Genomic DNA, 25,270 nt, shown 5'->3' on the forward strand with positions numbered 1-25,270 from the left:
CTACGACTTCCGTCCGGCCCGGATGATCAGCAGCAGGCCGGACAGGATCATCGCCATCGCCGGATAGACCGCGACCGACGGCAGCTGACCCAGCCAGACCGCGGCGATGAGCGCCGCGCCCGGGGTCTCCAGCAGGATCGCCGTCGACACGAAGGACGGCCCGAGCGTGCGCACCACGCGATTGCTCAGCGAGTGTCCGAGGAACTGCGCGGAAGCGGTCAGCAGCAGGATCTGCCACCAGGCCGTGGCGCTGTAGCCGGACAACGACTGGCCCGAGAACAGGCAGGCGACCAGCAGCAGCACCGCGGTGGTGGCGTAACAGACGAAGGTGTAGGCGGTCGTGCTGACGGTCCGTCGGACCTCGCTGCCGAGCAGGAAGTACCCGGACGCGGCCATGCCCGCGCCGAGCGCCAGCAGGTCGCCGAGGACGGCGCGGGAGGAGAGCGTCAGGTCGAACCCGGTGAGCAGCACGACACCGGCGAAGGCCAGCCCGATGCCGATCCAGACGGCGCGCGGCGGGCGCTGGCCGCGCAGCCGGAGGTAGAGCGTCGTCCAGAGCGGCGTGGCGGTGCAGAGCGCGGTGGAGGTCGCGACGGAGGTCAGCCGCAGGCTGGGCAGCCACATCGCGAAGTGCAGCGCGAGAAAGCCTCCGGCGGCGAGGGAGAGCAGGACGGTGCGGCGGCTCATGGCGCGCAGTTCGCCGCGGTGACGCAGCAGCGCGATCGGCGCGAGGACGCCGGTGGCGAGGCAGTTGCGCCAGAAGGCGATCGCGACGGCGGGCGCGGCGATGGCGCTGATCAGCGGAGCGGAGAGGGCGACACCGCCGACCGCGAGCGCGAGCAGCAGGAAGTCGACGCGCGGCACGGCGGCGAGGTCGGGGTGCGCGGCGGTGGCGACGGGTGCCGTCGCGGTGGGGGGCGCACTCTCGGCGGTGCTCGACACGGGCTGCTCCTCGGACGTGCCCAGTAAGGGGCGTTTCGATACTAGGGGAATGACAGCCCCCGCTTCCACGCCCCCGCCACCCTGGGGGCGCGAGAAACCAATGGCGCGCGGATGGCCCTGCGCGCGGCACACCATCCGCATGCCGGACGGGGTACCTCCCGATCGAAGGCTGGGGAATTGTCGCGCAGCCCCGCCACCCCGGGGGTGCGAGGCTCTGAGGGCGGATCCTCAACCGCACAGGAAACGCAATACGCTGTGCGGCATGACTGCTGAGCCGAGTGCCGAGCTGCTGGACCGCGCCCTCGTGGAGGAGGCGGCCAAGAAGTCCGGACTGCTGTGGGTGCGCAGCGAAGGCGGGCGGGATCAGGCGCTGTGGCACGCGTGGGTCGAGGACGCCGTCGTGGTCGTCGGCGACGGCGGCGAGCAGCCGCTCGGCGGGCTGGCGGAGGGTGTGAACACCGTCGTCACCCTGCGGAGCAGGGACAAGTGGGGTCGGCTGATCGCCTTCCGCGCCACCGCGGAACTGTTGACCCCGTTCACGGCCCCCTGGAAGGCCGCCGTGGACGAGCTGAAGTCCAAGCGGCTGAACGCCCTCGACCACGAGGGCGTCACCGACCGCTGGGCCGCGGACAGCCGCGTGCTGCGGCTCGCGCCGCAGGGCCTCAGCGTGGAGAACCCGGACGCCATGCCCGACGCCGATCACGCCGCCGTCCCGGTCCCCACCGGTGCCACGACGCGCCGACCCGTGCCCGAGGCGCTCCCTCGGCTGCTGCTGCGCCGCAGGAAGAAGCGGTAGCGGAGATTCCAGCCGACGCGCCCGGTCCAGGTAGCCTGAGCCTCAGGGAGCAGTTCGGTTCGGGGTGATTCGGGAGGTGAACGCGTGAGCGGTGGCGCCTCCCGGGTCTTCGTCTCGCATCTTTCCGGGGTGGCGGTCTTCGATCCCAACGGCGACCACGTCGGCCGGATCCGCGATCTCGTGGTCACCCTCCGTCTGGGTGGCCAGCCGCCCCGCGTGCTCGGCTTCGTGGTCGAGGTGGCCGGCAAACGCCGGGTGTTCCTGCCGATGAACCGGGTCACCAGCGTCGAGTCCGGCCAGGTGATCATGACCGGTGTCATCAACATGCGTCGCTTCGAGCAGCGGTCCACCGAGACGCTCTGCCTGGCCGAGCTCCTCGACCGCCGGGTCGCCCTGCGCGAGACCGGGCCCTACGGCGAGGCCGGCGAGGAGGTCACGGTGCTCGACGTCGCCATGGTCCGTACCCGGACCCGCGACTGGGAGATCGACAAGGTCTTCGTCGAGAAGGGCAAGCCCGGCCGCCTCCGCCGCAAGGGCGAGACCCTGACCGTCGAGTGGTCCACCGTGACCGGCTTCGCGCTCAACGAGGCCGACCAGGGCGCGGCCAACCTGCTCGCCACCTTCGAGCAGCTGCGTCCCGCCGACCTCGCGAACGTGCTGCACCACCTCTCGCCCAAGCGCCGCGGCGAGGTCGCCGCCGCGCTGGACGACGAGCGGCTGGCCGACGTCATGGAGGAGCTGCCGGAGGACGACCAGGTCGCCATCCTGGCCACGCTGCACCAGGAGCGCGCCGCCGACGTGCTGGAGGCGATGGACCCGGACGACGCCGCCGACCTGCTCTCCGAGCTGCCCGGCGACGAGGCCGAGCAGCTGCTCCAGCTGATGGAGCCGGACGAGGCCGCGCCGGTGCGCCGGCTGCTCACCTACGAGGAGCACACCGCCGGCGGTCTCATGACAACCGAGCCGATCGTGCTGCCGCCCGACTCGACCGTCGCCGAGGCGCTGGCGAGGATCCGCAACGAGGACCTGAAGCCCGCGATGGCCTCCGTCGTCTACGTCTGCCGCCCGCCGCTGGAGACGCCGACCGGCAAGTACCTGGGCCTGGTCCATTTCCAGCGGCTGCTGCGCGAACCGCCGTACACCCTGCTCGGCGGGCTGGTCGACCGGGATCTCGACCCGCTCTCGCCGGCGACCGAACTGCCCCGGATCACCAGCTTCCTGGCCACCTACAACATGGTGGCCGCGCCGGTCGTCGACGAGGTGGGCAACCTGCTCGGCTCGGTGACCGTCGACGACGTGCTCGACCATCTGCTGCCCGAGGACTGGCGCGAGGCCGTCCTGCAGGGCCACGACGACCAGGAGGAGGTGGCTGTCCATGGCCTCCACGGGTGAGAACAAGCGTCCCAGACTGGACCAGCCGCAGCGTCGCCGCGCCCTGCTGACGCTGCCCCAACCCGACCCGGACGCCTTCGGGCGCCTCTCGGAGCGCATCGCGCGCTTCATGGGGACCGGGCGGTTCCTGGTCTGGATGACCGTCCTGATCCTGCTCTGGGTCGGCTGGAACACCCTCGCGCCGACGGCCATCCGCTTCGACCAGTACCCGTTCATCTTCCTGACGCTGGTGCTCTCGCTCCAGGCCTCGTACGCGGCCCCGCTGATCCTGCTCGCGCAGAACAGGCAGGACGATAGAGACCGGGTCAACATGGAGCAGGACCGGGATCGGGCCAACCGGAACGTCGCCGACACCGAGTACCTCACCCGCGAGGTCGCCTCGCTGCGGCAGGGCCTCGGCGAGGTCGCCACCCGCGACTTCCTCCGCTCGGAGCTGCAGCAACTGCTCAAGGAGCTGGAGTCGCGCAACAGCGGCCCCGAGCGCGAGGACGAGCTGGTCTGAGGGCCGACCAGGACGCATCGTCGCCCGTGTGACCTGCTGCACGCTACTGACGGGTCAGCGGGCGCGCCGCGCGGCCGTACCATTCCGGTATGGCTTCCGACACTCAGGCGACCCCCATCGAGGAGTCCGTGCGCGCCGCGCTGGCGACGGTGCAGGACCCGGAGATCAACCGGCCCATCACCGAGCTCGGGATGGTGAAATCCGTGGCGGTCGACGCCGCGGGCGCCGCGAAGGTCGCGGTCTACCTGACGGTGTCCGGCTGTCCGATGCGCGAGACGATCACCAACCGTGTCGTGGACGCGGTCTCCGCCGTCCCCGGCATCTCCTCCGTCGACGTCGAGCTCGACGTGATGAGCGCGGAGCAGCGGCAGGAGCTCGCGGCGCACCTGCGCGGCGGCCAGGCGGAGAAGGAGATCCCCTTCGCCAAGCCGGGCTCGCTGACCCGCGTCTACGCGGTGGCGTCCGGCAAGGGCGGCGTCGGCAAGTCCTCGGTGACGGTCAACCTCGCCGCGGCGCTGGCGGACCAGGGCCTGAAGGTCGCGATCGTCGACGCCGACATCTACGGCCACAGCGTGCCCCGCATGCTCGGCGCGGACGGCCGGCCGACCCAGGTCGAGAACATGATCATGCCGCCGTCGGCGAACGGCGTGAAGGTCATCTCGATCGGGATGTTCACCCCGGGGAACGCCCCGGTGGTGTGGCGCGGCCCGATGCTCCACCGCGCACTGCAGCAGTTCCTGGCGGACGTGTACTGGGGCGACCTGGACGTGCTGCTGCTGGACCTGCCGCCCGGCACCGGTGACATCGCGATCTCCGTGGCCCAGCTGGTGCCGAACGCGGAGATCCTGCTGGTCACGACCCCGCAGCAGGCCGCGGCCGAGGTCGCGGAGCGCGCGGGCACGATCGCGTTGCAGACGCACCAGACGATCGTGGGCGTCATCGAGAACATGTCGGGCATGCCGTGCCCGCACTGCGGCGAGATGGTCGACGTCTTCGGCACCGGCGGCGGCCAGACCGTCGCGGACGCGCTGACGCGCGCGACCGGCGCGAAGGTCCCGGTCCTCGGCAACATCCCGATCGACGTCCAACTCCGTCAGGGCGGCGACGAGGGCAAGCCCGTCGTCCTCTCCGACCCCGACTCCCCGGCCGGCGCGGCGCTCAGGGCTATCGCCCAGAAGCTGGCCGGCCGCCAGCGCGGCCTCTCCGGCATGTCGCTGGGGCTGACCCCGCGCAACAAGTTCTGACAACAGCCGGTTGCCTCACCTGCAGGGGCGTGACCTCTGCAGGTGAGCAACCAGGCAAGTGCCTCAGGGCGGGGGCCTCTGCAGGTGAGCAACCAGGCCCATGCTCAGGGGCGCGGGGAACTGCGCGAGAAACCACCCAGGGCGGACGGCCCTGCGCGTTGAGGACCATCCACATGTCAGTGGCTTGTCGCGCCGTTCCCCGCGCCCCTGGGGTGGTGCAACGGACCGTGTGCTGTGAGGTCCCGCGCCCGCGCCGGAGGCGCGCAGGTCCCCGCGCCCCTGGGGTGGTGCAACGGACCCTGTCCTGTGAGGTCCCCCGCCCGCGCCGGAGGCGCGCAGTTCCCCGCGCCCCTGGGGTGGTGCAACGGACCCTGTGCTGTGAGGTCCCCCGCCCGCGCCGGAGGCGCGCAGTTCCCCGCGCCCCTGGGGTGGTGCAACGGACCCTGTGCTGTGAGGTACCGCGCCCGCGCCGGAGGCGCGCAGTTCCCCGCGCCCCTGGGGTGGTGCAACGGACCCTGTGCTGTGAGGTACCGCGCCCGCGCCGGAGGCGCGCAGTTCCCCGCGCCCCTGGGGTGGTGCAACGGACCCTGTGCTGTGAGGTACCGCGCCCGCGCCGGAGGCGCGCAGTTCCCCGCGCCCCTGGGGTGGTGCCACTGGCCCTCTGGTGAGGACCTACGCGCCGAACTGGGTGAAGTCCGTGACCGTGGTGAAGCCGAGGCCGTAGGCGCTGACGCCGCGGCCGTAGGCGCCGAGGTGGACGCCGGGGGCGTCGCCGGCGAGGACCCAGCCGTACTCGGACTCGCGGTAGCGGAACGCCTGGGGGGTGCCGTTCACCGGGAGGGTCAGCGAGGACCAGCCGGGGCCGTCGATGTCGTCGGCGAGGTCCCAGGCCAAGGTGGTCTGCTGGTCGAGCCAGTCCTGGCGGAGCGAGCGCTCCATCGGGGCGTGCTCCGTCGCCGCCAGGAGGCCGGAGCCGGCCAGCCACGCGGCGGAGGCGACGGAGGTCGCCTCCAGCATGCCGGTGCCGTTGTCGAGGCGGCGAGCCGCCCTGCGGGCGACCGTCACGACGACGGCGAAGCGGCGGCCCTCGGCCGGGTCCTGCGCCAGGTAGGAACGCACCGGCTCGTCGCCGTGGCCGAGGGAGCCGTAGTCCACGACCCGGCCGTCCGTCGAGGTGCCCGTGGGCCCGTACCAGCGGCGGCCGGTCCAGGCGTCGTCGAGCGCGTACCAGGGGAAGTCCGCGTCAGCGAACCCCGGCGCCGCCCGTCCTGCGGGTGCCGTCTCGGCCTGCTGATCTCCCACGGCGTGGCTCGTCGTGTCCATACCGGCTCCTCCTACTGGTCCGCCCCGGGCAGAACCATACCGGGGCGGAGCGGGCCGATCGCGTACCGCAGCCGCAGCGACTGTTTTGCGTCCGGATCAGGTCGCGTCGAAAGGCGTCAGAAGGAGTCAGATCACGTCGAAAGGTGCGGGGGTCGTCCGATAGGTCCTCGGTACGTCAGGTGGCGTCGAGGTCGTAGGGCGGACGCTCGCCGTTCTCCAGCGGCGGGGCCGCCGGCGCGGCCTGCTCGGGCGCGACCTTGGCCAGCGGGTCGGTGCGGACCGACTTCACCGCGGCCGTCGCGTCCGCCGCGTCGCGGGCGAATCCGTTCTTCAGCTCCTGGATCTCGCTGAGGCCGAACTCCTCGCCGTGCCGTGCCAGCTGCTTCCGGACGAAGGTCTTCGGGTGGAGGTCCTGGAACTCGAAGTCCTGGTACTCGGGACCGAGCTCCTTGCGGATGTCCTCCTTGGCGCTGTCGGAGAACTCGCGCACCTTGCGGATGAAGCCCATCACGTCCTGGACGAGCTTGGGGAGCTTGTCCGGACCGAAGATGACCACGGCCAGGACCACCAGCGCGACCATCTCAAGTGGTCCTATGTCGAAGAACATGCGGTGGGCTCCCCTGATGACGTGGTGACGGCTCCAGCGTAATGGCCCGCGCGCCACTTCGGACCTGTGCCCCGGTGAACCGCACGTGTGAAAAACCGCCGCCGGACCGGCCTCAGGCCTTCGTGAAGCTGGTGTCCGCAGGGGCTGCGACGAGTTTCACCGCGATCGGCAGGCTCTGGCCGCCGCGCAGCACCGTGAGCACCGTCTCACCGCCCTGCTTCCGCCCGCGGACCAGGGCGATCAGGTCGTCCGCGTCGGTCACCGCCACCGAGTCCGCCGCCGTGACGATGTCGCCCGAGCGGAGAGGCTGCGCGCGCTGCACCGAGGTGATCTTCGCGCCGCCCTGGAACTCGCGGTCCAGGGTCACCCCGATGCTGGGCGGTGCGGCCTTGCCGGCCTTGATCAGCTGACCGGCGACCGCGGTCGCCTGGTCGATCGGGATGGCGAAGCCGAGGCCGATGCTGCCGTTCGTGGCGCTGCTGCCGAAGGGGTCGGAGCTGTCGGGGTCCGAGCTGCGGATCGCGGTGTTGATCCCGATCACGGCGCCGCTGTCGTCCAGCAGCGGACCGCCGGAGTTGCCGGGGTTGATCGAGGCGTCCGTCTGGATCGCGTCCAGGTAGGAGCGGCCGCTGGACGACTCGAGGCTGCCGGACGCGATCGGCCGGTCAACCGCGCTGACGATGCCGGAGGTGACCGTGCCCCGCAGCCCGTACGGCGCGCCGATGGCCATGACCGGGTCGCCGATCTGCACGTCGTCCGAGTCGCCGAGGACGGCCGGGTCGAGCCCGGACACGCCGCTGACCCGGAGCACCGCGAGATCGCTGCCCACGTCCCTGCCGACGATCGCCGCAGGGTGGCGCTGGCCGGTGCTGAAGGTGACCGTCACCCGGCCGAGGTGCCCGTCGGGGGCGATGACGTGGTTGTTGGTGAGGATGTTGCCGTTCGCGTCGAGCAGCACCCCGGTGCCGGACGTGCTCTGGCCCGCCGCGCTGACCTGCAGGTAGACCACGCCGGGCAGGGTCGCCTGAAGCACGGCGGCGGTGTGGCTGGACTCCTTGTCCGCCGCGGAGGTCGGGGCCTCGCGCAGGTTGAGCCGTCCGCCCTCGACCATCCCCTCGACCGCGACGCCGAAGCCGGCGCCCAGCAGGCTGGCCGAGACCACGACGACCATCAGCATGGTCAGACCGCGGGCCGAACGCAGCCGCAGCGGGGGGCGGGGCGGAGTGGCGGGCGGGGCCGCGCTCCCGCGCCGCCCGTCCTGGTCCCTGCGGCGCAGCAGCCGACCGAGACGGGACCGCTGGGACGGGATCCGGCCGTCGTCGGACGAGGCCGCCGACGCGGCGTCGTCGCACCGGAATATGGCGGCGCGTGCGCCGGCACCGTCAGGGTGGCTCCACCACGTCGGCCCGCTCGGGTCGCCGCGCTCGGGAGCCCGGTGCTCCTCCACGTGCTGCTCCGTTGCCATGCCGACCTGCTCCTCACACCTGTTGCCACGGCGATTCAAACAGGTTGGGGGTGTTCAGGGCTATGCCTCGGAGCACCTTCGCAGGAAACGAACAGCTGGGCCGGGGGCTTCGCGTCCCCCGGGCCTGGGCGGAATCGGTCGACGATCCGGCCGGTGATCAGCGGAACTGATCGGCGGGGAGCACCGTCGGGCCCGAGGTGGGATGCGAGAGCGCGACCGGACGGTTGGCCGGACCCTCTCGGGTGTCGGCACCGGTGTTGTCCAGGGCGAGCTGCCCGCCCGCGGGGGCGTAGTTGCCCGTTCCGGAGAGCGGGGAGACCCCGGACGGCGCCTCCGAGGTGGCGGTGACGCCCGTCAGGGCACTGCTCAGGGTGACCGCGGCGACGGAGAAGGCTCCTGCCGCCGCGAAGACCAGCCGTCGGCCGCGGGGGGCCGGGGAGCTCACCGGGGCCGGCGCGGCGGGCTGCACCGACAGCAGGCCGACGCCCGCACCGCTGCGCAGCCGGGCGGCGATCGGTCTCTCCGCGGCTGTCTCGCCGCGCTCGCGGCCGCGGTAGCGCTCGCGACGGGCCCGCGGGTCGACACCGGGCACCGGGTGGTCCGCGCCGAGCGCGCCGGAGCCGAAGCTGCTGCCGCGCAGGCCGCCGTTGCCCAGCCCTCCTGAGGTGCCGAAGGCCGAACCCGACCCGCCGAAGAGGGAGCGCACGCCGCGACCGGCGCCGATGGGGCCCGGCGCCGGTGGATCGGACTCGCTGTCGTCCTCGTCGTGCTCGGCGATGGCGAGCAGACGGCCCATGAAGACCATGCTCGGCTCGGGCGGCAGCACCTCGCGCAGGCGCGACTTCACTCTGCGCTCCGCCTCCGCCTCGGCCAGGCAGCCGCTGCAGGTGGCCAGGTGGGCCTGGACGCGCTCACGCGCGACGTGGCCGAGCTCTCCGTCCACGAAGGCCGCGAGCCGGTCGCCCAGGTGGTGCTCCTGCGCCACGGGGGCGGGGACCGCCACGGAGACCGGCGTCACGCGCAGCTCCGCCGCCTCCGGTCGCTGGGACCGACGAGGCTGTTCGTTCACGAGGACCGCCTCCCGTCCAGCGCCTCGCCCGCCAACAGCTCCGCCTCGGTGTCGACGTCGACGCCGGCACGGCGCTCGCGGCCCTGGCTCGCGCCGGGGGCGCGGTGCTGCAGCGCGGCACGGAGGTGCGCACGGCCGCGGTGGATGCGGCTGCGGACGGTGCCGAGCTTCACGCCCAGGGTGGCGGCGATCTCCTCGTAGGAGAGCCCCTCGATGTCGCAGAGCACGACGGCGGCGCGGAACTCGGGCGCGAGGGTGTCCAGCGCCTGCTGGACGTCGGCGTCGAAGTGGGTGTCGTGGAAGTGCTGCGCCGGGGACGGCTCACGGCTGGGCAGCCGCTCGGCCGCGTCCTCGGCCAGGGCGTCGAAGCGGATCCGCTGCTTGCGGCGGACCATGTCCAGGAAGAGGTTGGTGGTGATCCGGTGCAGCCAGCCCTCGAAGGTGCCGGGCGTGTAGGTGGACAGCGAGCGGAAGACCCGGACGAAGACCTCCTGGGTGAGGTCCTCGGCGTCGTGCTGGTTGCCGGTCAGGCGGTAGGCCAGGCGGTAGACCCGTGCGCTGTGGGTCTGGACGATCTCCTCCCAGCTGGGAGGGGTCCAGGCAGCCGCCGCGCTCTGCTCGTCGAAGGTGGCGGTCTGTCCGTCCACGACGGGCCGACCGTTCGAATCCGTCTGGGCGACGGGCGCGTACTCGGGCTGCGACTCACTCATCACGGGCTTCGGCGTACGGTCCGGCGCGGGGCCGCGAAAGTGCCGCGAACGAGCGCCCCCCTCAGCCACACCTCCTCGATCGGCTCTTCTGCCTAGCAGGGCCACCACCATATCCGCACCACCCGTTAGCACCGGATAAAAGCCAATCACCATACGACCCACCTGCGACGTTGTGTGCACGCCCGGTATGCCGCCGGCCTTCCCGACCGCGTTCACACGCGGCACTCATCTGTTTCCAACGGCCGGGCGTTGATCCCGGTTCCGCCCGGCTCCACTAACCTGTGGCCAGAAATCGACATTCGCCAACATGCCAAGACAAGGCGAGGCACGGCGCGGCACTGCGAGGCACGGCTCAGGAGGACTGCATCAGCGGCTACGGGGAAGCGGACGCGACCGTCGCCGACGCCTACGCCGTCGAGGACGCGGTACTGCTGCGCGCCCGCGAGCTGTCCGAACTCTCCTCGGTCCGCCCCGTCTCCCCCGGCAGCGGCGCCGCGCTTCGCCTGCTCGCCGCGGCGACGGCGGCACGCGCGGTGGTCGAGATCGGCACCGGGACCGGCGTCTCCGGGCTCTGCCTGCTGCGCGGCATGCGCCCCGACGGCGTGCTCACCACCGTCGACCTCCAGCCCGGCCTGCAGCGCCAGGCACGGGACGCCTACGCGGCGGCGGGCTTCGCGGCCAGCCGCGCCCGGCTGATCCCGGGGCCGGCCCTGGAGGTGCTCCCCCGGCTCGCCGACGGACAGTACGACCTGGTCTTCTGCGACGGCGATCCGGCGGAGTCGATCGGCTACCTTGCCGAATCGTTGCGGCTGCTGCGACCTGGGGGAACGGTCTGCTTCGAGGGCGCGCTCGGCGTGCGGACGCACGCGATCCGCGAGCTGGTGCGGACGATCAGGGAGCACCCCGACCTGGTCCCGGCGCTGCTCCCGGTCGGCGACGGCCTGCTGGCCGCGGTCAAGCGCTGAGGCGCTGGGGCGCTGGGGCTGTGGGGCTGCGTACAGCGAAGACCCCCGCCTCCACAGGACGTGGGGGTGGGGGCCTTCAGCGGAAGACTTGAGCGGGGGTGCAGCTCAGCCGCACACCTTCTTGAGGGCGTCACCGAGCGCCTCGGCCTCGTCGGGCGTCAGCTCGACCACGAGCCGGCCCCCGCCCTCAAGCGGAACGCGCATGACGATGCCCCGCCCCTCCTTGGTCACCTCAAGCGGGCCGTCGCCCGTCCGCGGCTTCATGGCCGCCATGCTCGTTCCCCTTCCTGCACCTGCTCCACCGGAACCCGCGGCCCGTCCACCGCTGGTTTCGAACGCTCTGATCGGAGTACCAGTATCCCGCATTCGACGGTCCGATGACCAACATCACGCATCTCGCCAGCCCCGGGGGCCTCTCCGTACACGCTCCGACGGACTCGAACAGGCACGCCGACCGCACCTCAGTTCCCCTCGCGCACCGGGGGCCTGCCGCCATGTGAGCTCTGCTCGCGTCCCATCGGGACCCGAGTAGAAAGTGGCCTACGTCACATCTTCTTCGCCGCATCGGATCCGTCATGCTGACCAGGAAGAAACGGGACGAGCAGGAGGAGACGGACGTGGCCGACAGCGTGCTGTACGAGATCGAGGACGGGCTCGCAACGCTGACCATCAACCGCCCCGAGGCGATGAACGCGCTGGACACCGCGACCAAGGTCGCTCTCCGGGACGCGGCGGCCGACGCGGCGGAGAATCCGGCCGTCCGCGCCGTCCTGCTGACGGGCGCGGGCGACCGCGCGTTCTGCGTGGGCCAGGACCTCAGGGAGCACGTCCACAACCTGGAGGCGGCGAAGCGCACGGGCGAGGGCGCGCTGTCGACCGTCCGCGAGCACTACAACCCGCTGGTCACCTCGCTGGCGACGATGCGGAAGCCGGTCGTGGCGGCGGTCAACGGCGTGGCGGCGGGCGCGGGCGCGGCGCTGGCGTGGGCCTGCGACTTCCGGATCCTGGCGGCGCACGGCGGCTTCAACACGTCGTTCGCGGGCGTGGCGCTGACGGCGGACTCGGGCGCGTCGTGGACGCTGCCGCGGCTGGTCGGCCACGCGAAGGCGACGGAGTTGCTGATGTTCCCTCAGACCGTCAAGGCGGAGGAGGCGTTGGCGCTCGGGCTGACGAACCGGGTGGTCCCCGGCGCGGAGTTGGCGGACACGGCACGGGCCTTCGCCCGCGGCCTGGCCGACGGCCCGACGGTCGCCTTCGGCGCGATCAAGTCGTCGCTCGCGTACGGGGCGTCGCACTCGCTGGTGGAGACCCTGGCGAAGGAGGACGAACTCCAGACCCTCGCAGGCGCGTCGGCCGACCACGGCATCGCCGTCCAGGCCTTCCTCGCCAAGGAAGCCCCCAACTTCACCGGCCGCTGACCCCTGCGGGGAGCAGGCGGGCAACCAGGCACGGGCTCAGGGGCGCGGGGCACAGGCGGGCAACCAGGCACGTGCTCAGGGGCGCGGGGAACTGCGCGAGAAACCACCCGGGGCGGATGGCCCTGTCCAGTGAGGACCATCCGCTCGCCGGTGGCTTGGCGCGCAGTTCCCCGCGCCCCTGGATGGTGCAACTGACCCAACGCAGCGAGGCTCACGCCCGCGCGCCGGAGGCGCGCAGTTCCCCGCGCCCCTGGATGGTGCAACTGGCCCAATGCGGTGAGGCTGGCGCCGGAGGCGCACAGTTCGCCGTGCCCCGGGGGGGCTGCCCCGCCGCGTCAGCGGGAGAAGCAGTCGGAGAGGTGGTCGTTGACCAGGCCGCAGGCCTGCATGAGGGCGTAGGCGGTGGTGGGGCCGACGAAGCGGAAGCCGCGGCGCTTCAGTTCCTTCGCCAGCGCCGTGGACTCCTGGGTGACCGCGGGGACGTCGGCCAGGGACTTGGGCGCGGCCGGGGCGGGGTCGGGGGCGAAGCTCCAGATCAGGGCGTCCAGGCCGGGGGCGTCCAGCTCCAGCAGGGCGCGGGCGTTCGCGATCGTCGCGAGGATCTTGGCGCGGTTGCGGATGATCCCCTCGTCCGCGAGCAGGCGCTCCACGTCCGCGTCGTCGTACGCGGCCACCACCGCCGGATCGAAGCCGTGGAAGGCCCGCCGGAAGCCCTCCCTGCGGCGCAGGATGGTGATCCAGGACAGGCCCGACTGGAAGGCCTCCAGGCACAGCCGCTCGTAGAGCGCGGCGTCGCCGTGTACCGGTCGGCCCCACTCCTTGTCGTGGTACTCGACGTAGTCCGGGGTCGACAGGCCCCACGGGCAGCGCAGCTGCCCGTCCTCGCCGCGGATCGCCTCGCTCACCGCTGCTCGTCCTCGCCCTTGTCCTCGTTCCCGGGCTCGCCGGAGACCTCGCCGGTGCCCGCGTCCGGAGCCGCGTCCTGCGGGGCGGCCGGCGCGGTCGGCTCGGAGTCCACCTTGCCCAGCGCCAGCGTGGGCCGGTACGTCGGGCGCTGCTCCAGCGCGACCGCGCCGGCCGCGCCGGGCGAGGCCAGCGCCGCGGCGAGCGCGGACTCCAGCTCCACCACGCGGTGCTCCCGCTGCGAGAGCTCCGCCGCCATGCGGTCCAGCGTGTCGTCGACCTCGTCCATGCGGTAGCCGCGCACGGCCATCGGGAAGCGCAGCTCGTCGATGTCCTCGCGGACGAGCGGGCGGTCCTCGGGGAGGCGTGCGGCAAGGCGGTCCCGCTCGGCGTCAGGGAGTGAGCCACCCGCGCCCAGCGCGGCCAGCGCGGCCGCGCCGACGACCAGCACCATCAGGACGAGGATCAACCAGAACACGGGCCCACTCCAGGCTGCCGGTGGGGGATCATGGACGAGCCCCAAACGTATGACTGCCATCATGGCGCAACAGCCCGGGAGGACGCATGGCCCGCTCGACCCTGAAACTCGGCTCGCGCAGCTTCGGCCCGGAAGAGCTGGTGATCATGGCGATCGTCAACCGGACTCCCGACTCCTTCTTCGACCAGGGCGCGACCTTCGCCGACGAGGCCGCCTTCGCCGCCGCCGACCGGGCCGTCGCCGAAGGGGCGGCCATCCTCGACATCGGCGGGGTCAAGGCCGGTCCCGGCGACGAGGTCACCGTCGAGGAGGAGCTGCGGCGCACCGTGCCGTTCGTCGCCGCGCTGCGGGAGCGCCACCCCGACGTGGTGATCAGTGTGGACACCTGGCGGCACGAGGTCGGCGAGGCGGTCTGCGAGGTCGGGGCCGACCTGCTCAACGACGCCTGGGGCGGCGTCGACCCGCTGCTCGCCGAGGTCGCCGCGAAGCATCGCGTCGGACTGGTCTGCACACACGCGGGCGGCGCCGAACCGCGCACCCGGCCGCACCGGGTCGAGTACCCGGACGTGATGGCCGACATCCTGGAGCGCACCGTCGCCGGTGAGGCGGAGCGCGCCCTGGCGCTCGGGGTGCCGCGCGAAAGCATCCTGATCGACCCCGGCCACGACTTCGGCAAGAACACCCGGCACTCGCTGGAGGCGACCCGGCGGCTGCCGGAGATGACCGCGACGGGCTGGCCGGTGCTGGTCTCGTTGTCCAACAAGGACTTCGTCGGCGAGACCCTGGACAAGCCCGTCGGCGAACGCCTGCTGGGCACGCTGGCGACCACCGCGGTCTCCGCCTGGCTCGGCGCGCAGGTCTACCGGGTCCACCAGGTGGCCGAGACCCGGCAGGTGCTCGACATGGTGGCCTCGATCCGCGGCAGCCGGCCCCCGGCGGTCGCCCGCCGGGGCCTGGCCTGACGGCGGGCGTTCCGCGGGCGGGCTACTCCGGGCTGTGGGCCGGCTGGGGGTGGCCGTTGGTGCGGCTGACCTCCAGGATCTTCACGGCCTCCTCGACGGAGTCGGTGCACTGGATCAGCTCCAGGTCGCCGGGGGACGCCTTGCCCTCGGCGATCAGGGTGTTCTTGACCCAGTCGAGCAGGCCCGACCAGTACTCGGTGCCGAAGAGGATCACCGGGAACTTGGTCACCTTGTGGGTCTGGACCAGCGTCAGCGCCTCGAAGAGCTCGTCGAGCGTGCCGAAGCCGCCGGGCAGCACGATGAAGCCCTGGCTGTACTTCACGAACATGGTCTTGCGGACGAAGAAGTACCGGAAGTTCAGCCCGAGGTGGATGTAGTCGTTCAGGCCCTGCTCGAAGGGGAGCTCGATGCCGAGCCCGACCGAGGTGCCGCCCGCCTCGTAGGCGCCGCGGTTGGCCGACTCCATCGCACCGGGACCGCCGCCGGTGATCACCGCGTAGCCGGCCTCGACCAGCGCATGGCCGATCCGGACGCCGGCCCGGTACTCCTCGGAGTCCACCGGGGTCCGTGCCGAGCCGAAGACGCTGACGGCGGGACCGAGTTCGGCGAGGGCGCCGAAGCCCTCGACGAACTCGGACTGGATCCGCATGACCCGCCACGGGTCGGTGTGCAGCCAGTCGGCCGGATCGGCCGAGTCCAGCAGGCGCTGGTCGGTGGTGCTGCTGTCCACCTGGTCCCCGCGCAGCAGGACCGGGCCGCGGTGCTTCATCCGGACCTTGCCGCGCAGGCGGACCTGCTCAGGGACGCCCGTGGGATCGGCGGGCTGGTTGCTGCGGTCGTCTGTCATACCTCCGCAGCGTACGACGATCAATCCGCAGACGGGGGCATTTGGGGTGCCGAAGCCACCGCGGGCCCGCCGGACCCCCGGCTCAGGACTGGAGCCAGGCGCTGATCCGCTTCTCGGTCTCCTCGATCGCGGACAGCGAGCAGTGCTCGTCCCGCTTGTGCGCGTAGTTCGGGTCGCCTGGGCCGTAGTTGACCGCGGGGATGCCGAGGGCGGAGAAGCGGGCGACGTCGGTCCAGCCGAACTTGGCCGCCGGGGTCGTCGAGGTCGCCTCGACGAAGGCCGCGGCGGCGGGCTGGGAGAGGCCCGGCAGGGCGCCTGCAGCGAAGTCGGTCACCACGACGTCGAAGCCCTCGAAGACCTCCTGGACGTGGGCCGTGGCCTCCTCGGGCGACCGGTTCGGCGCGTAGCGGAAGTTCACCACGACCATGCACTCGTCCGGGATGACGTTGTTGGCGACGCCGCCCTCGATGCGGACCGCGTTCATGCCCTCGTGGTACTCCAGGCCGTCGATCTCGACGCGCTTCGCCTCGTACGCCGCGAGCCGCGTGAGGATCGGCGCGGCCTTGTGGATCGCGTTCTCGCCGAGCCAGCTGCGCGCCGAGTGCGCGCGCTGCCCGGTGGTGCGGATCTCGGCGCGGAGGGTGCCCTGGCAGCCGCCCTCGACCTGCGCGTTGCTCGGCTCCATCAGCACGGCGAAGTCCGCCGCCAGCCAGTCGGGGTGGTTGCGGGCCAGCCGGCCGAGACCGTTGCGGCGCGCCTCGACCTCCTCGCAGTCGTAGAACACGAAGGTGATGTCCCGGTTCGGCTCGGGCACGGTGGCCGCGATGCGCAGCTGGACGGCGACGCCCGCCTTCATGTCGGAGGTGCCGCACCCGTAGAGCAGATCGCCCTCCACGCGGGAGGGCAGGTTGTCGGCGATGGGCACGGTGTCCAGGTGTCCGGCGAGGACGACACGCTCGGCGCGACCGAGGTTGGTCCGCGCGATCACCGCGTCGCCGTCGCGCTCCACGGTCAGGTGCGGAAGCTTGAGCAGCGCCCGCTCGACCACGTCGGCGATCGCCTTCTCCGATCCGCTGACCGAGGGGATGTCGACCAGCGCGGCGGTCAGCTGCCCCCCGGTCATGGTGAGGTCGAGCTCGGGGACGGCGGACTCGTTCGCGAGAGGGCTGCTCATGAACAGCCAGGGTACGTCTCCCGGGCCGCGCTTCGCTCGAGCACCGCTCCGAGGGCGGCGCAGGTCACAGATACGCAGGCGAACCGTAGTCCCTGGTTCCCCGTCCCAGTGGGTAGGGTGACGACGCGGCCGGACCGGTCGCTCGCTCCAGCTGGAAAGGCCGCCGGAGCAGCACGGACCGGAGGAGGGACGCCGGGGTGAGTCTGAGCGAGATGATGAGCGCGGGCGACGAGATCCCCCCGACGCAGCGGCGGCGACGTCGCTGGCTGGCCTGCCTGCCCCTCGTGGTGCTGCTGGCCGTCGCGGCGGTCGTGGTGGTCCTGCTGGTCGGCAAGGGCAAGAACCTGCTGCCGAACCCGGTCTCCGAGGGCTGCCAGGTGGACACCTCGGACGGCCTGGTCCAGCTCAGCCTGGACCAGATGCGCAACGCCAGCACCATCGCGGCCGTCGCGACCGCCCGCAACCTGCCCGAGCGCGCGGTGACCATCTCCCTCGCCACGGCCATGCAGGAGTCCAGGCTCACCAACCTCACCGGTGGGGACCGCGACTCGATCGGCCTGTTCCAGCAGCGTCCTTCGCAGGGCTGGGGGCGGCCCGAGCAGATCGCCGACCCCGTCTACGCGACGAACAAGTTCCTCGACCGGCTGATCGAGATCCCCGGCTACGCGCAGCTGCCGCTGACGCAGGCGGCGCAGGACGTGCAGCACAGCGCGTTCCCGGACGCCTACGCCCAGCACGAGGCGGACGCGATCACGCTGGCCTCCGCGCTCAGCGGCCGCATCCAGGCCGCGATGACCTGCAGCGTGAACGGCGTGGGAGCGGCCTCGACCGGGACCGGCACCTCGGCGCTGGCGGCGGAGCTGAAGAAGGACTTCGGCAAGGTGCTCAGCACGTCCGCGCTGGGCGCGGCCCCCACCTCGGGCGGCTCCCCCACGGCCGGGCCCAAGCAGCAGCAGCTCGCGGTCAGCCTGCGCAGCGGCAGCCTCCAGACCCAGCGCGGCTGGGCGGTGGCGCAGTGGTCGGTGGCCCACGCCAAGGACCTGCACATCACCGCGGTCGAGTACGCCGGCAAGCGCTGGACCAGCGCGGACTCCCAGAAGGGCTGGGTGGGCACGGCATCCCCCTCGGCCGGGGCGGTCTCCTCCTCCGACGCGTCGACCGCGGGGCTCAGGCTCACCGTCGCGTCGGCCTGACGCGACGGCAACGGTCGGCCATCCGACGGGCGCACCGGAGGGGTAATCCGATCCCGGCGGGTTGACGAATTCGGCCATTCGGGGCGAGTCCTCCGAATTCTCGCGCAACCGGCCGGAAATTCCTTGGGGGAACTGCGCCGAAACCTTTCAGCGGGCGAGTCGGCCGTCGTCTTGATATCAGGACAATTGCGGACAGAGAGTGCTCGTCGTTGGGGAACTCTTTACCCGGCTCGGCCGCAACCTTCTTGCTCCTAGGGCGGTAATCACCACGTCCGCTCGACGGACGGGTCCTGTCGTCCCACCTCAAGGAGCACCATGTCTCTCCCCCTCTCGCGCCGGATCGTTCAGGCCGCGCTCGTCGTAGCCGCCGGAGCGGTCCCGTCGGTCGTGGCGGGCACGGCGCAGGCCGCCCCGGCGCTGCCGTCGGTTCCGGACCTGGGTGGGCTCAGCCGGCTCTCCTCCCCCGACCTGGGAGGCACCGTCGAGAACACCGCGCACCAGACCGGCGAGCTGGCCGGCTCGGGCGCGGGCCAGGCGGTCAGCAACGGCCTCCCCGTGGTCGCCGACGCGGCGGGCAGCGCGGCCGGCCAGGCGGTCCCTGTGGCCAACCGCTCGATGGGCTCCTCCGCCATGCAGCTGGTCGGCGTCGTCGAGCAGGCCGTCAACGTGGCCCACGGCGCGGGCGCGACCCGGGCCATGCCCGCGGCGGGCGACGGCCAGGCGGTGACCGAGGCCGCGCCGGCGCCGGCGGCCGCTCCGGCCCCCGCCTCCGCTCTGCCGGCCTCCCCGCCGAACCAGAGCAGCCCGCTGAGCTCGCTGCCGCTGAGCTCGCTGCCCGTCAACAGCCTCCCGCTGGGCGCGGCGCAGGGTGCGCTCGGCGGCGCGCTGCCCCGCTCCGCGGCGGCCCCGGCCCAGCGTCTCGGCGGCCTCCCCAGCCTCGGCGGCGCGGGCCAGTCCCCGCTCTCCTCCGTGACCGGCGCGGTCCCCGGCCTCAGCGGCCTCCCGATCGACGGCCTCCCCGTCGGCGGCCTGCTGTAACGCGCCGAAGGCGCGTCAGGGGCGCGGGGAACCGCGCGAGCGACCACCCACTGCGGACGGTCCCGCTCGTGCCGCGACACACCACCTCAGTGGCTTGTCGCGCCGTTCCCCGCGCCCCCAGGTGTTGCCACAGGTGACTCAGGGGCGGAGGCGGGCGACGGCCGCGGCGACGCGGTCGTCGGTCGCGGTGAAGGCGATGCGGACGAAGTCGGCACCCGCGTCGCCGTAGAACTCGCCGGGGGCGGCGAGGATGCCGTGCTTGGCGAGTTCGGCGACGGTGTCCCAGCAGGGTTCGTCCCTGGTCGCCCAGAGGTAGAGGCTCGCCTCCGAGTGCTCGATGCGGAAGCCGTAACCCGTCAGGGCCTCCCGCAGGGCGGCGCGGCGGGCGGCGTAGCGCTCGCGCTGCTGCGCGACGTGCGCCGTGTCGCCCAGCGCGGCGATCGTCGCCGCCTGCACCGGAGCCGGGGTCATGAACCCGCTGTGCTTGCGCAGCTCCAGCAGCTCGCCCAGGATCGACGCGTCGCCGGCGATGAACGCCGAGCGGTAGCCGGCCAGGTTGGACCGCTTCGAGAGCGAGTGCACCGCGATCAGCCCGTCCACCGGGCCGCCGCACACGTCCGGGTGCAGCACCGAGACCGGCTCCGCCTCCCAGCCCAGCTCCAGGTAGCACTCGTCGCTGACGACGAGGATCCCGTGCTGCCGTGCCCAGGCCACGATCCGGCGCAGCTCCTCCACGGAGAGCACGCGACCGGTCGGGTTGGACGGCGAGTTGAGCCAGAGCAGCCGCAGCCCCTCAGGCTCCAGCTCGGTCGGGTCGTCGTAGACCACGTAGTCGGCGCGGGCCAGGCGCGCGCCCACCTCGTAGGTGGGGTAGGCCAGACGCGGGAAGGCGATCCGGTCGCCGGGGCCGAGGCCGAGTTGCCCCGGCAGCAGGGCGACGAGCTCCTTCGAGCCCATCACCGGCAGTACGTTGGCGTGCCCGACGCCGCGGGCGCCGAGGCGGCCCTCGACCCAGCCCACGAGGGCGTCCCGCAGTGCGGGGGTGCCCCAGACGGTCGGGTAGCCGGGGCTGTCCGAGGCCGCGGCCAGCGCGTCCTGCACCAGCTGCGGCACCGGGTCGACCGGCGTGCCGACCGAGAGGTCGACGATGCCGTCCGGATGTGCCGCGGCGGTGGCCTTGTAGGGCTCCAGCCGGTCCCACGGGAACGGCGGAAGGAGTGCGGAGACGCGGCGCGCCGCCCCTCCGAGGAGGGACGGCGCGGCGGTGCTGTCGTGCGACGAGGTCACGGGCGTCACTGGTTCTGCGGCGGGAGCGCCGCGATGAACGGGTGGTCCTTGTCGATCACACCGAGCTTGGAGGCGCCACCGGGCGAGCCGAGGTCGTCGAAGAACTCGACGTTCGCCTTGTAGTAGTCCTTCCACTCGTCCGGGGTGTCGTCCTCGTAGAAGATGGCCTCGACCGGGCAGACCGGCTCACAGGCGCCGCAGTCGACGCACTCGTCCGGGTGGATGTACAAGGACCGCTGGCCCTCGTAGATGCAGTCGACCGGGCACTCTTCGATGCACGCCTTGTCCTTCACGTCGACACAAGGCTGCGCGATGACGTAGGTCACGCTGTCATTCCTCCTCGTAGGGGCTGCATACGCGCAAGGGAAGCGCGGCGTCGTCGATGCCCGCCCCTAGTATCGCCGGTCGAAGGCAGTGGATGTAACGGAGGTGGCGGTCATGACGTCCCAAGCTATCGGACCCGATCGGTCGGGGTTCCGACTCACCCCTTCTGACCTGGGACGACGCGTCATGACCCGGCGTGTTGTCGGGGTGCTCGACGGCCGACTGCAGTTCGCCGACACGCTTGGCGTGCTCACATCCTGGGACGACGGGGTGCTGACGGTGGTGAACAGCGCAGGTGAGCCGGTCGCACTGCCCGAGAAGGAGCTCGTCGCGGGCAAGACGGTGCCGCCGAAGCCGGTGCGTCGCTCGGCCACGGCTCCCGAGCCGCCCGCTCCGGCGGAGCTGCAGCGGATCGCGGCACGCGGTTGGTCCGCACTCGAGCAGGAACCGCTGGGCGAGTGGATGCTGCGTGCGTCGGCGGGCTTCACCCGGCGGGGCAACTCCACCCAGACGCTGGGCGATCCCGGCCTGCCGCTGGCGGAGGCGCTGGACCGGGTGCAGGCCTGGTACGCGGAGCGCGGTCTGCCGGCCTTCGTGGAGGTGACGACGCCCGGCTCCCCGGAGGGGCTGACGGCGGCGCTGGCGGAGCGCGGCGCGCGGGAGGCGGCGACGCTGGTGCGGACCGCGCCGCTCGCGCAGCTGGTCGGAGCGGGTTCCGGACCGGTCGGGGCGGCCGATGTCCGACTCTTCCGCGCCGCGGACGCCGGATGGCTCTCGCGCTACCGCAGGGTCGGCGGCGACCCGGCCAAGGAGCGGGCCGCGCTCGCCCTGCTGCACAGCGGCCCGTCGGTGTGGTTCGCCTCGCTGCACCTGCCGGAGGTGGCCGACGGGCCCGCCGCGATCGGCCGCTGCGTGGTGGACGGCGAGTGGGCCGGTTTCGCCGCGATAGAGGTGGTCCCGGCGGCCCGCAGGCGCGGGCTGGCCACGGCGGTGATGTCGGCGCTGGCCGCGCGGGCGGCCGAGGAGGGCGCGACCGGCGCCTACCTCCAGGTCGAGGAGGAGAACGAGCGCGCCCGCGCCCTGTACGACAAGCTCGGTTTCCGCACCGCGTACCGCTACTGCTACGCGCAGCTCGACGCCTGACCGGCCTCGGCGGGGCGCTCGGCGGGCCCGCGGAAACCGCCCGGGATGCGCCCCGGAAGCTGATGCGGGCTCAGGTGGTGTCCGCGCGCATAGAATCCTCGCCCGTGAGCGAGGAGAGCAGAGCGCGGTTCGCCGAGGAGGCGCGCGAGGAGCGGCCGGACCTCGCCTTGTTGTGTCTGCTCATGGGTTTCGAGGTCGATCTCGAAGCGGTGGGCGGACATCTCGACGAGGCGCTCGCGCCCGCTTTGCGGGCGCTGGACCGGCTGGCCGCGCGGGTCGCCGCCGCCGTGCGCGAGCGGGCGCCGCAGGACGCGGCCGAGACGGCGGCCGTCCTGGCGGGCGTCCTGGCGGGCTCGGCGGACCTGCGCGGCGGACCGAGCGTCTACAAGCGGCTGGAGTCCTCGCTGCTGCACGAGGTGCTGCGCCGGGGCCGCGGGCTGCCGATCACGGTCAGCGCGGTCTGGATCGCCGTCGGCGGGCTCGCCGGCCTGCCGGTCTACGGGGTGGGCCTGCCGGGGCACTTCGTGGTCGGCGTGGGCGACCCGGCGGACGACCACGTGCTGGTGGACCCTTTTCGCGGCGGTCAGTTGCTGTCGCTCGACGAGGCCGCGGAGCTCGCCGCGGAGGCGGGCTTCCGTCTCTCGCCGGATCTGCTGCGCCCGGCGGAACCCCTGGACATCGTGCTCAGGGTGCTCTCCAACATCCGCAACTGGGCCGCGGCGCGGCCCGAGCACGCGCGCACGCAGCTGTGGGCGACGGAGCTGTCGCTGCTGCTGCCCCGGCATCCGGCGCAGCTGCGCCTGGAGCGGGCGGAACTACTGGTGAAGACCGGCCACTTCCTGGAGGGCGCGGCCGAGATGGAGGAGTACGCCACCATCCTGGACGCATTCGACCCCGACTCGGCCGCCCGCGTCCGCCTGGAGGCCAAGGCCTCCCGCCACCGCCTCAACTGACGGAGCGGACCGTATTGGTGACCTGCGCCCCGGACTGTCGTCAGGTCGTACTCACGGACAAATGGGAGCATGTTGTCCTCTCCCGAGCGACTTCAAGGCGGATGTCATGGACGACAGCACGGGGGCGGCGCCCCAGCGCCGGGTCGGGGCACGGCTCTCCCCGCGCCAGATCGTGTGGATCGGGCTCCGGGTGGCGGGCTCGATCACGGTCCTGATGACGGCGTACTACCTGCTGCCCCTGGACCGCACCTCCGAGGCGCTCGCGGTGACGACCCTGGTCCTCGGGCTGGTCGCGTTCACCGCCCTGGTCACCTTCCAGGTCTTCCAGATCCTCAAGTCGCCGTTCCCCGGAGCGACCGCCGCCGAGGCCCTGGCCATCAGCGTGCCGTTCTTCCTGCTGCTGTTCGCCGCCACCTACGTGGTGCTGGCGGCGATCTCGCCCATCTCGTTCGGCGTCCATCTGTCGCACACCGACGCGCTGTACTTCAGCGTCACGGTCCTGTCGACCGTCGGGTTCGGCGACATCACCGCCAAGTCCGAGACCGCCAGGCTGGTGGTCACCGGACAGATGATCACCGACCTGGTGGTCCTCGGCGTGGCGATCAAGGTCATCGTCGGCGCGGCCCGGAGGGGCGGCCGCCTGCAGGCCCAGCCCGCCGACGGCCCTCCGGAACCGGGACGATGAGCTACAGCCAGCCCTTCTCCAGGGCCAGCCTGACGGCCTCGGTGCGGTTGCGGGCGCCGGTCTTCTGGATCGCCGCGGAGAGGTAGTTGCGGACGGTGCCCTCGGAGAGGTGCAGGCGGGTGCCGATGTCCGCGTTGGCGGAGCCGTCCGCCGCGGCGGAGAGGACGTCGCGTTCGCGGGAGGTCAGCGGGTTCGCACCCTCGGCGAGGGCCGCGGCGGCGAGGACCGGGTCGATGACCCGCTCACCGCGGAGCACCCTGCGGATCGCCTCCGCCAGCTGCGACGCCGGTGCGTCCTTCACCAGGAAGGCGTCCGCACCGGACTCCATGGCCCGGCGCAGGTAGCCGGGGCGACCGAAGGTCGTCAGCACGACGATCCTCACCCCCGGACGGGCCTTCCGTAGCAGCGCCGCGGCCTCGATGCCGGTCAGTCCCGGCATCTCGATGTCCAGCAGCGCCACTTCGACGTCCCCGGCCTCCGCTGCCGCGACCACCTCGTCGCCGCGGGCGACCTGCGCCACGACGTCGATGTCCCCTTCGAGCCCGAGCAGCGCCGCCAGCGCCTCCCGGACCATCCCCTGGTCCTCGGCAAGTAGAACTCTGATCACTCCTGCACGGTACCGGCCACAGCCTCGCTCGCGACGGTGATCGGATCACGCAGCGGCACGCTCGCGCGGAGCGAGAAGCCGTTGCCGCCCTTCACGGGACCCGCCTCCAACGTGCCGTCGGCCAGGGCGAGGCGTTCGGTGAGACCGGTGAGGCCGTTGCCGGAGGTGCTGTGCTTGCCCGGGCTGCCGTTGTCGAGGACCTCGAGGGTCAGCACCCGGCCGCTGCGGGCGGCGCTGCCGGTGGTGGGCGCGTGGTCCTCGATCAGGCGGATCCGGCACTGCGAGGCGCTGCTGTGACGGACGACGTTGGTGACCGCCTCGCGCAGCGCCCAGCCGAGCGCGCCCTCGGCCTCGGCGTCGAGGCCGGGCCGGGCGTCGGCGAGCGAGAGCGGCGCGTCGATGGCGATGTCCGCGGCCGTGAGCGCGGTGCGGGCGGCGGCGAGCTCGACCGCCAGCTTCGGGCGGCGGTAGCCGCCGATCGCCTCGCGGACGTCGACCAGGGCCTGCCGGGAGACCTTCTCGATGTCGGCGACCTGCGCGCGGGCCTCCGGGTAGCGCTCCTGGTCCATGAACCGCGAGGTCAGCTCGGTCTTCAGGGTGATCAGCGAGAGCGAGTGGCCGAGCAGGTCGTGCAGGTCGCGGGCGAGGCGCAGCCGCTCGTCGGAGGCGGCGAGCGCCGCCACCGCCTGCCGCGCCTCACGCAGCTCCGCCATGGTCCGCACCAGGCGCTGCAGGCCGATCATCGCCATGCCACCGAGGAAGGCGCTGATCGAGATGCCGTAGAGCGCGTCGCCCGGCATGTGCGAGGTCAGCCCGAGGACGAACTGGATCCCGGCCGTACCGGCCACCCCGAAGAACGCGTACCGGGGAGGCAGGATCGCACCGGAGGCGATCGCCGTGTAGCTGAACAGGGCGAGCCAGTTGTTGTTCAGGCCCAGGGTGGTGATGATCGAGATGACCAGCATGGCGAGCAGGACCCAGGCCTGCCAGACGGCCCATTCGGCCGCCGTTCCGGCCACCTGGCGCCGCATGACCAGGTAGATGTAGCAGCCGAGGAACCCCGCCAGCATCACCCAGCCGAAGACCGTGCCCGCCGCGGTGTGGACGCCGCTCAGGAGATCGCCGACGGGATAGGCCAGGTAGATCATCCAGAGCAGCATCCAGCACAGCTTGACGAACATCTGCCGACGGTTCTCCGGGGGAACCCCGATCCGCGGCCCAGCCGTCACGTCCTCGCTCATCG

Annotated in this window: 27 protein-coding genes; 12 read left to right on the forward strand and 15 right to left on the reverse strand. The window is 72.5% G+C overall.

What is annotated here, in order from left to right; genetic code table 11:
- Positions 1-942, reverse strand: coding sequence for a DMT family transporter (locus BS83_RS38375; protein ID WP_037607925.1), 942 nt, complete (start codon positions 940-942; stop codon positions 1-3).
- Positions 943-1,204: 262 nt separating this feature from the next.
- Between BS83_RS38375 and BS83_RS38380 the strand changes: the two genes are divergently transcribed.
- The 4 genes from BS83_RS38380 (at position 1,205) to BS83_RS38395 (ending at position 4,876) form a co-directional block, all read left to right on the forward strand.
- Positions 1,205-1,738, forward strand: a complete 534-nt coding sequence (locus tag BS83_RS38380; protein ID WP_037607927.1) for a hypothetical protein — start codon at positions 1,205-1,207, stop codon at positions 1,736-1,738.
- Positions 1,739-1,822: 84 nt separating this feature from the next.
- The gene (locus BS83_RS38385) at positions 1,823-3,130 is read left to right on the forward strand and encodes a magnesium transporter MgtE N-terminal domain-containing protein (protein WP_051944945.1); all 1,308 of its coding nucleotides are present in this window, start codon (positions 1,823-1,825) and stop codon (positions 3,128-3,130) included.
- Entirely contained in the window at positions 3,114-3,632 is a 519-nt protein-coding gene (locus tag BS83_RS38390) for a DUF1003 domain-containing protein (protein ID WP_051944948.1), read from the forward strand. Before BS83_RS38385 ends, BS83_RS38390 begins: the two co-directional genes overlap by 17 nt.
- An 89-nt stretch (positions 3,633-3,721) precedes the next feature.
- A complete protein-coding gene (locus BS83_RS38395; RefSeq protein ID WP_157597487.1) occupies positions 3,722-4,876 on the forward strand; it encodes an Mrp/NBP35 family ATP-binding protein in 1,155 nt (384 codons plus the stop codon).
- 672 nt (positions 4,877-5,548) lie between these two features.
- Here the strand turns inward: BS83_RS38395 and BS83_RS38400 are convergent.
- From BS83_RS38400 to sigE, 5 genes are all read right to left on the reverse strand, one after another.
- Positions 5,549-6,199, reverse strand: a complete 651-nt coding sequence (locus tag BS83_RS38400) for a hypothetical protein (protein ID WP_037607929.1) — start codon at positions 6,197-6,199, stop codon at positions 5,549-5,551.
- A gap of 175 nt (positions 6,200-6,374) precedes the next feature.
- Positions 6,375-6,806, reverse strand: a complete 432-nt coding sequence (locus BS83_RS38405; RefSeq protein ID WP_037607931.1) for a sec-independent translocase — start codon at positions 6,804-6,806, stop codon at positions 6,375-6,377.
- Positions 6,807-6,918: 112 nt separating this feature from the next.
- Positions 6,919-8,271 carry a S1C family serine protease gene (locus BS83_RS38410; protein WP_051944950.1) on the reverse strand — a complete coding sequence of 451 codons (1,353 nt, stop codon included), beginning with the start codon at positions 8,269-8,271 and terminating at the stop codon, positions 6,919-6,921.
- Positions 8,272-8,428: 157 nt separating this feature from the next.
- Complete coding sequence (locus BS83_RS48095) at positions 8,429-9,340, reverse strand: zf-HC2 domain-containing protein (protein WP_051944953.1); 912 nt, start codon at positions 9,338-9,340, stop codon at positions 8,429-8,431.
- Entirely contained in the window at positions 9,337-10,050 is a 714-nt protein-coding gene (gene sigE / locus BS83_RS38420) for an RNA polymerase sigma factor SigE (RefSeq protein ID WP_051944958.1), read from the reverse strand. Before sigE ends, BS83_RS48095 begins: the two co-directional genes overlap by 4 nt.
- A gap of 338 nt (positions 10,051-10,388) precedes the next feature.
- Between sigE and BS83_RS38425 the strand changes: the two genes are divergently transcribed.
- On the forward strand, positions 10,389-11,015 hold the full coding sequence (locus tag BS83_RS38425) for an O-methyltransferase (RefSeq protein ID WP_037610878.1): 627 nt from the start codon (positions 10,389-10,391) through the stop codon (positions 11,013-11,015).
- 105 nt (positions 11,016-11,120) lie between these two features.
- On the opposite strand, the gene BS83_RS44615 is transcribed toward BS83_RS38425, so the two are convergent.
- Positions 11,121-11,288: a DUF3117 domain-containing protein gene (locus BS83_RS44615; RefSeq protein ID WP_075003713.1), complete on the reverse strand. Its 168-nt coding sequence runs from the start codon at positions 11,286-11,288 to the stop codon at positions 11,121-11,123.
- Between the two features lie 302 nt (positions 11,289-11,590).
- On the opposite strand from BS83_RS44615, the gene BS83_RS38430 reads away from it, so the two are divergent.
- Positions 11,591-12,433: an enoyl-CoA hydratase-related protein gene (locus tag BS83_RS38430; protein ID WP_198035393.1), complete on the forward strand. Its 843-nt coding sequence runs from the start codon at positions 11,591-11,593 to the stop codon at positions 12,431-12,433.
- Positions 12,434-12,768: 335 nt separating this feature from the next.
- On the opposite strand, the gene BS83_RS38435 is transcribed toward BS83_RS38430, so the two are convergent.
- The gene (locus BS83_RS38435; RefSeq protein WP_037607932.1) at positions 12,769-13,338 is read right to left on the reverse strand and encodes a DNA-3-methyladenine glycosylase I; all 570 of its coding nucleotides are present in this window, start codon (positions 13,336-13,338) and stop codon (positions 12,769-12,771) included.
- Positions 13,335-13,814 (reverse strand): DivIVA domain-containing protein, encoded by a 480-nt coding sequence (locus BS83_RS43030; protein ID WP_063774314.1) that lies wholly within the window; start codon positions 13,812-13,814, stop codon positions 13,335-13,337. The genes BS83_RS38435 and BS83_RS43030 overlap by 4 nt, the downstream gene beginning before the upstream one ends.
- A gap of 86 nt (positions 13,815-13,900) precedes the next feature.
- Here BS83_RS43030 and folP point away from each other — a divergent pair, with 86 nt between their 5' ends.
- A complete protein-coding gene (gene folP / locus BS83_RS38445; RefSeq protein WP_037607933.1) occupies positions 13,901-14,776 on the forward strand; it encodes a dihydropteroate synthase in 876 nt (291 codons plus the stop codon).
- 22 nt (positions 14,777-14,798) lie between these two features.
- Here the strand turns inward: folP and BS83_RS38450 are convergent, their stop codons facing one another.
- Both BS83_RS38450 and dapE read right to left on the reverse strand, forming a co-directional pair.
- Entirely contained in the window at positions 14,799-15,623 is an 825-nt protein-coding gene (locus BS83_RS38450; RefSeq protein WP_084714758.1) for an LOG family protein, read from the reverse strand.
- A gap of 82 nt (positions 15,624-15,705) precedes the next feature.
- Complete coding sequence (gene dapE, locus BS83_RS38455; RefSeq protein ID WP_051944961.1) at positions 15,706-16,797, reverse strand: succinyl-diaminopimelate desuccinylase; 1,092 nt, start codon at positions 16,795-16,797, stop codon at positions 15,706-15,708.
- Positions 16,798-16,994: 197 nt separating this feature from the next.
- Here dapE and BS83_RS38460 point away from each other — a divergent pair, with 197 nt between their 5' ends.
- Both BS83_RS38460 and BS83_RS42610 read left to right on the forward strand, forming a co-directional pair.
- Positions 16,995-17,990, forward strand: a complete 996-nt coding sequence (locus tag BS83_RS38460) for a hypothetical protein (RefSeq protein ID WP_051944964.1) — start codon at positions 16,995-16,997, stop codon at positions 17,988-17,990.
- A gap of 315 nt (positions 17,991-18,305) precedes the next feature.
- A complete protein-coding gene (locus tag BS83_RS42610) occupies positions 18,306-19,028 on the forward strand; it encodes a hypothetical protein (RefSeq protein WP_051944967.1) in 723 nt (240 codons plus the stop codon).
- 138 nt (positions 19,029-19,166) lie between these two features.
- On the opposite strand, the gene dapC is transcribed toward BS83_RS42610, so the two are convergent.
- Positions 19,167-20,315 (reverse strand): succinyldiaminopimelate transaminase, encoded by a 1,149-nt coding sequence (dapC, locus tag BS83_RS38470; RefSeq protein ID WP_037607935.1) that lies wholly within the window; start codon positions 20,313-20,315, stop codon positions 19,167-19,169.
- A 5-nt stretch (positions 20,316-20,320) separates the two neighbouring features.
- Entirely contained in the window at positions 20,321-20,641 is a 321-nt protein-coding gene (gene fdxA, locus BS83_RS38475) for a ferredoxin (RefSeq protein ID WP_037607936.1), read from the reverse strand.
- A 112-nt stretch (positions 20,642-20,753) separates the two neighbouring features.
- Here fdxA and BS83_RS38480 point away from each other — a divergent pair, with 112 nt between their 5' ends.
- The 3 genes from BS83_RS38480 to BS83_RS38490 all read left to right on the forward strand — a co-directional run bounded on the left by BS83_RS38480 (position 20,754) and on the right by BS83_RS38490 (position 23,420).
- Positions 20,754-21,782 (forward strand): GNAT family N-acetyltransferase, encoded by a 1,029-nt coding sequence (locus tag BS83_RS38480; protein WP_084715276.1) that lies wholly within the window; start codon positions 20,754-20,756, stop codon positions 21,780-21,782.
- Positions 21,783-21,844: 62 nt separating this feature from the next.
- Positions 21,845-22,735, forward strand: a complete 891-nt coding sequence (locus BS83_RS38485) for a transglutaminase family protein (protein WP_051944970.1) — start codon at positions 21,845-21,847, stop codon at positions 22,733-22,735.
- A gap of 106 nt (positions 22,736-22,841) precedes the next feature.
- Positions 22,842-23,420 carry a potassium channel family protein gene (locus BS83_RS38490; protein WP_051944973.1) on the forward strand — a complete coding sequence of 193 codons (579 nt, stop codon included), beginning with the start codon at positions 22,842-22,844 and terminating at the stop codon, positions 23,418-23,420.
- Position 23,421: 1 nt separating this feature from the next.
- Here the strand turns inward: BS83_RS38490 and BS83_RS38495 are convergent, their stop codons facing one another.
- Complete coding sequence (locus tag BS83_RS38495; RefSeq protein ID WP_037607940.1) at positions 23,422-24,027, reverse strand: response regulator transcription factor; 606 nt, start codon at positions 24,025-24,027, stop codon at positions 23,422-23,424.
- Complete coding sequence (locus BS83_RS38500) at positions 24,024-25,268, reverse strand: histidine kinase (RefSeq protein ID WP_037607942.1); 1,245 nt, start codon at positions 25,266-25,268, stop codon at positions 24,024-24,026. Before BS83_RS38500 ends, BS83_RS38495 begins: the two co-directional genes overlap by 4 nt.
- Positions 25,269-25,270: the final 2 nt, after the last annotated feature.

It is taken from the genome of Streptacidiphilus rugosus AM-16, assembly GCF_000744655.1.
In the GTDB taxonomy this organism is placed as follows: Bacteria; Actinomycetota; Actinomycetes; order Streptomycetales; family Streptomycetaceae; genus Streptacidiphilus; species Streptacidiphilus rugosus.

Bases quoted from the DNA above. Each gene is read 5' to 3' on its own strand.
- BS83_RS38380 (WP_037607927.1), top strand. From the start codon at position 1,205: ATGACTGCTGAGCCGAGTGCCGAGCTGCTGGACCGCGCCCTCGTGGAG.
- BS83_RS38390 (WP_051944948.1), top strand. From the start codon at position 3,114: ATGGCCTCCACGGGTGAGAACAAGCGTCCCAGACTGGACCAGCCGCAG.
- BS83_RS38395 (WP_157597487.1), top strand. From the start codon at position 3,722: ATGGCTTCCGACACTCAGGCGACCCCCATCGAGGAGTCCGTGCGCGCC.
- BS83_RS38400 (WP_037607929.1), bottom strand. From the start codon at position 6,199: ATGGACACGACGAGCCACGCCGTGGGAGATCAGCAGGCCGAGACGGCA.
- BS83_RS38405 (WP_037607931.1), bottom strand. From the start codon at position 6,806: ATGTTCTTCGACATAGGACCACTTGAGATGGTCGCGCTGGTGGTCCTG.
- BS83_RS38410 (WP_051944950.1), bottom strand. From the start codon at position 8,271: ATGGCAACGGAGCAGCACGTGGAGGAGCACCGGGCTCCCGAGCGCGGC.
- sigE (WP_051944958.1), bottom strand. From the start codon at position 10,050: ATGAGTGAGTCGCAGCCCGAGTACGCGCCCGTCGCCCAGACGGATTCG.
- BS83_RS44615 (WP_075003713.1), bottom strand. From the start codon at position 11,288: ATGGCGGCCATGAAGCCGCGGACGGGCGACGGCCCGCTTGAGGTGACC.
- BS83_RS38430 (WP_198035393.1), top strand. From the start codon at position 11,591: ATGCTGACCAGGAAGAAACGGGACGAGCAGGAGGAGACGGACGTGGCC.
- folP (WP_037607933.1), top strand. From the start codon at position 13,901: ATGGCCCGCTCGACCCTGAAACTCGGCTCGCGCAGCTTCGGCCCGGAA.
- BS83_RS38450 (WP_084714758.1), bottom strand. From the start codon at position 15,623: ATGACAGACGACCGCAGCAACCAGCCCGCCGATCCCACGGGCGTCCCT.
- dapE (WP_051944961.1), bottom strand. From the start codon at position 16,797: ATGAGCAGCCCTCTCGCGAACGAGTCCGCCGTCCCCGAGCTCGACCTC.
- BS83_RS42610 (WP_051944967.1), top strand. From the start codon at position 18,306: ATGTCTCTCCCCCTCTCGCGCCGGATCGTTCAGGCCGCGCTCGTCGTA.
- BS83_RS38480 (WP_084715276.1), top strand. From the start codon at position 20,754: ATGACGTCCCAAGCTATCGGACCCGATCGGTCGGGGTTCCGACTCACC.
- BS83_RS38485 (WP_051944970.1), top strand. From the start codon at position 21,845: ATGCGGGCTCAGGTGGTGTCCGCGCGCATAGAATCCTCGCCCGTGAGC.
- BS83_RS38490 (WP_051944973.1), top strand. From the start codon at position 22,842: ATGGACGACAGCACGGGGGCGGCGCCCCAGCGCCGGGTCGGGGCACGG.
- BS83_RS38500 (WP_037607942.1), bottom strand. From the start codon at position 25,268: ATGAGCGAGGACGTGACGGCTGGGCCGCGGATCGGGGTTCCCCCGGAG.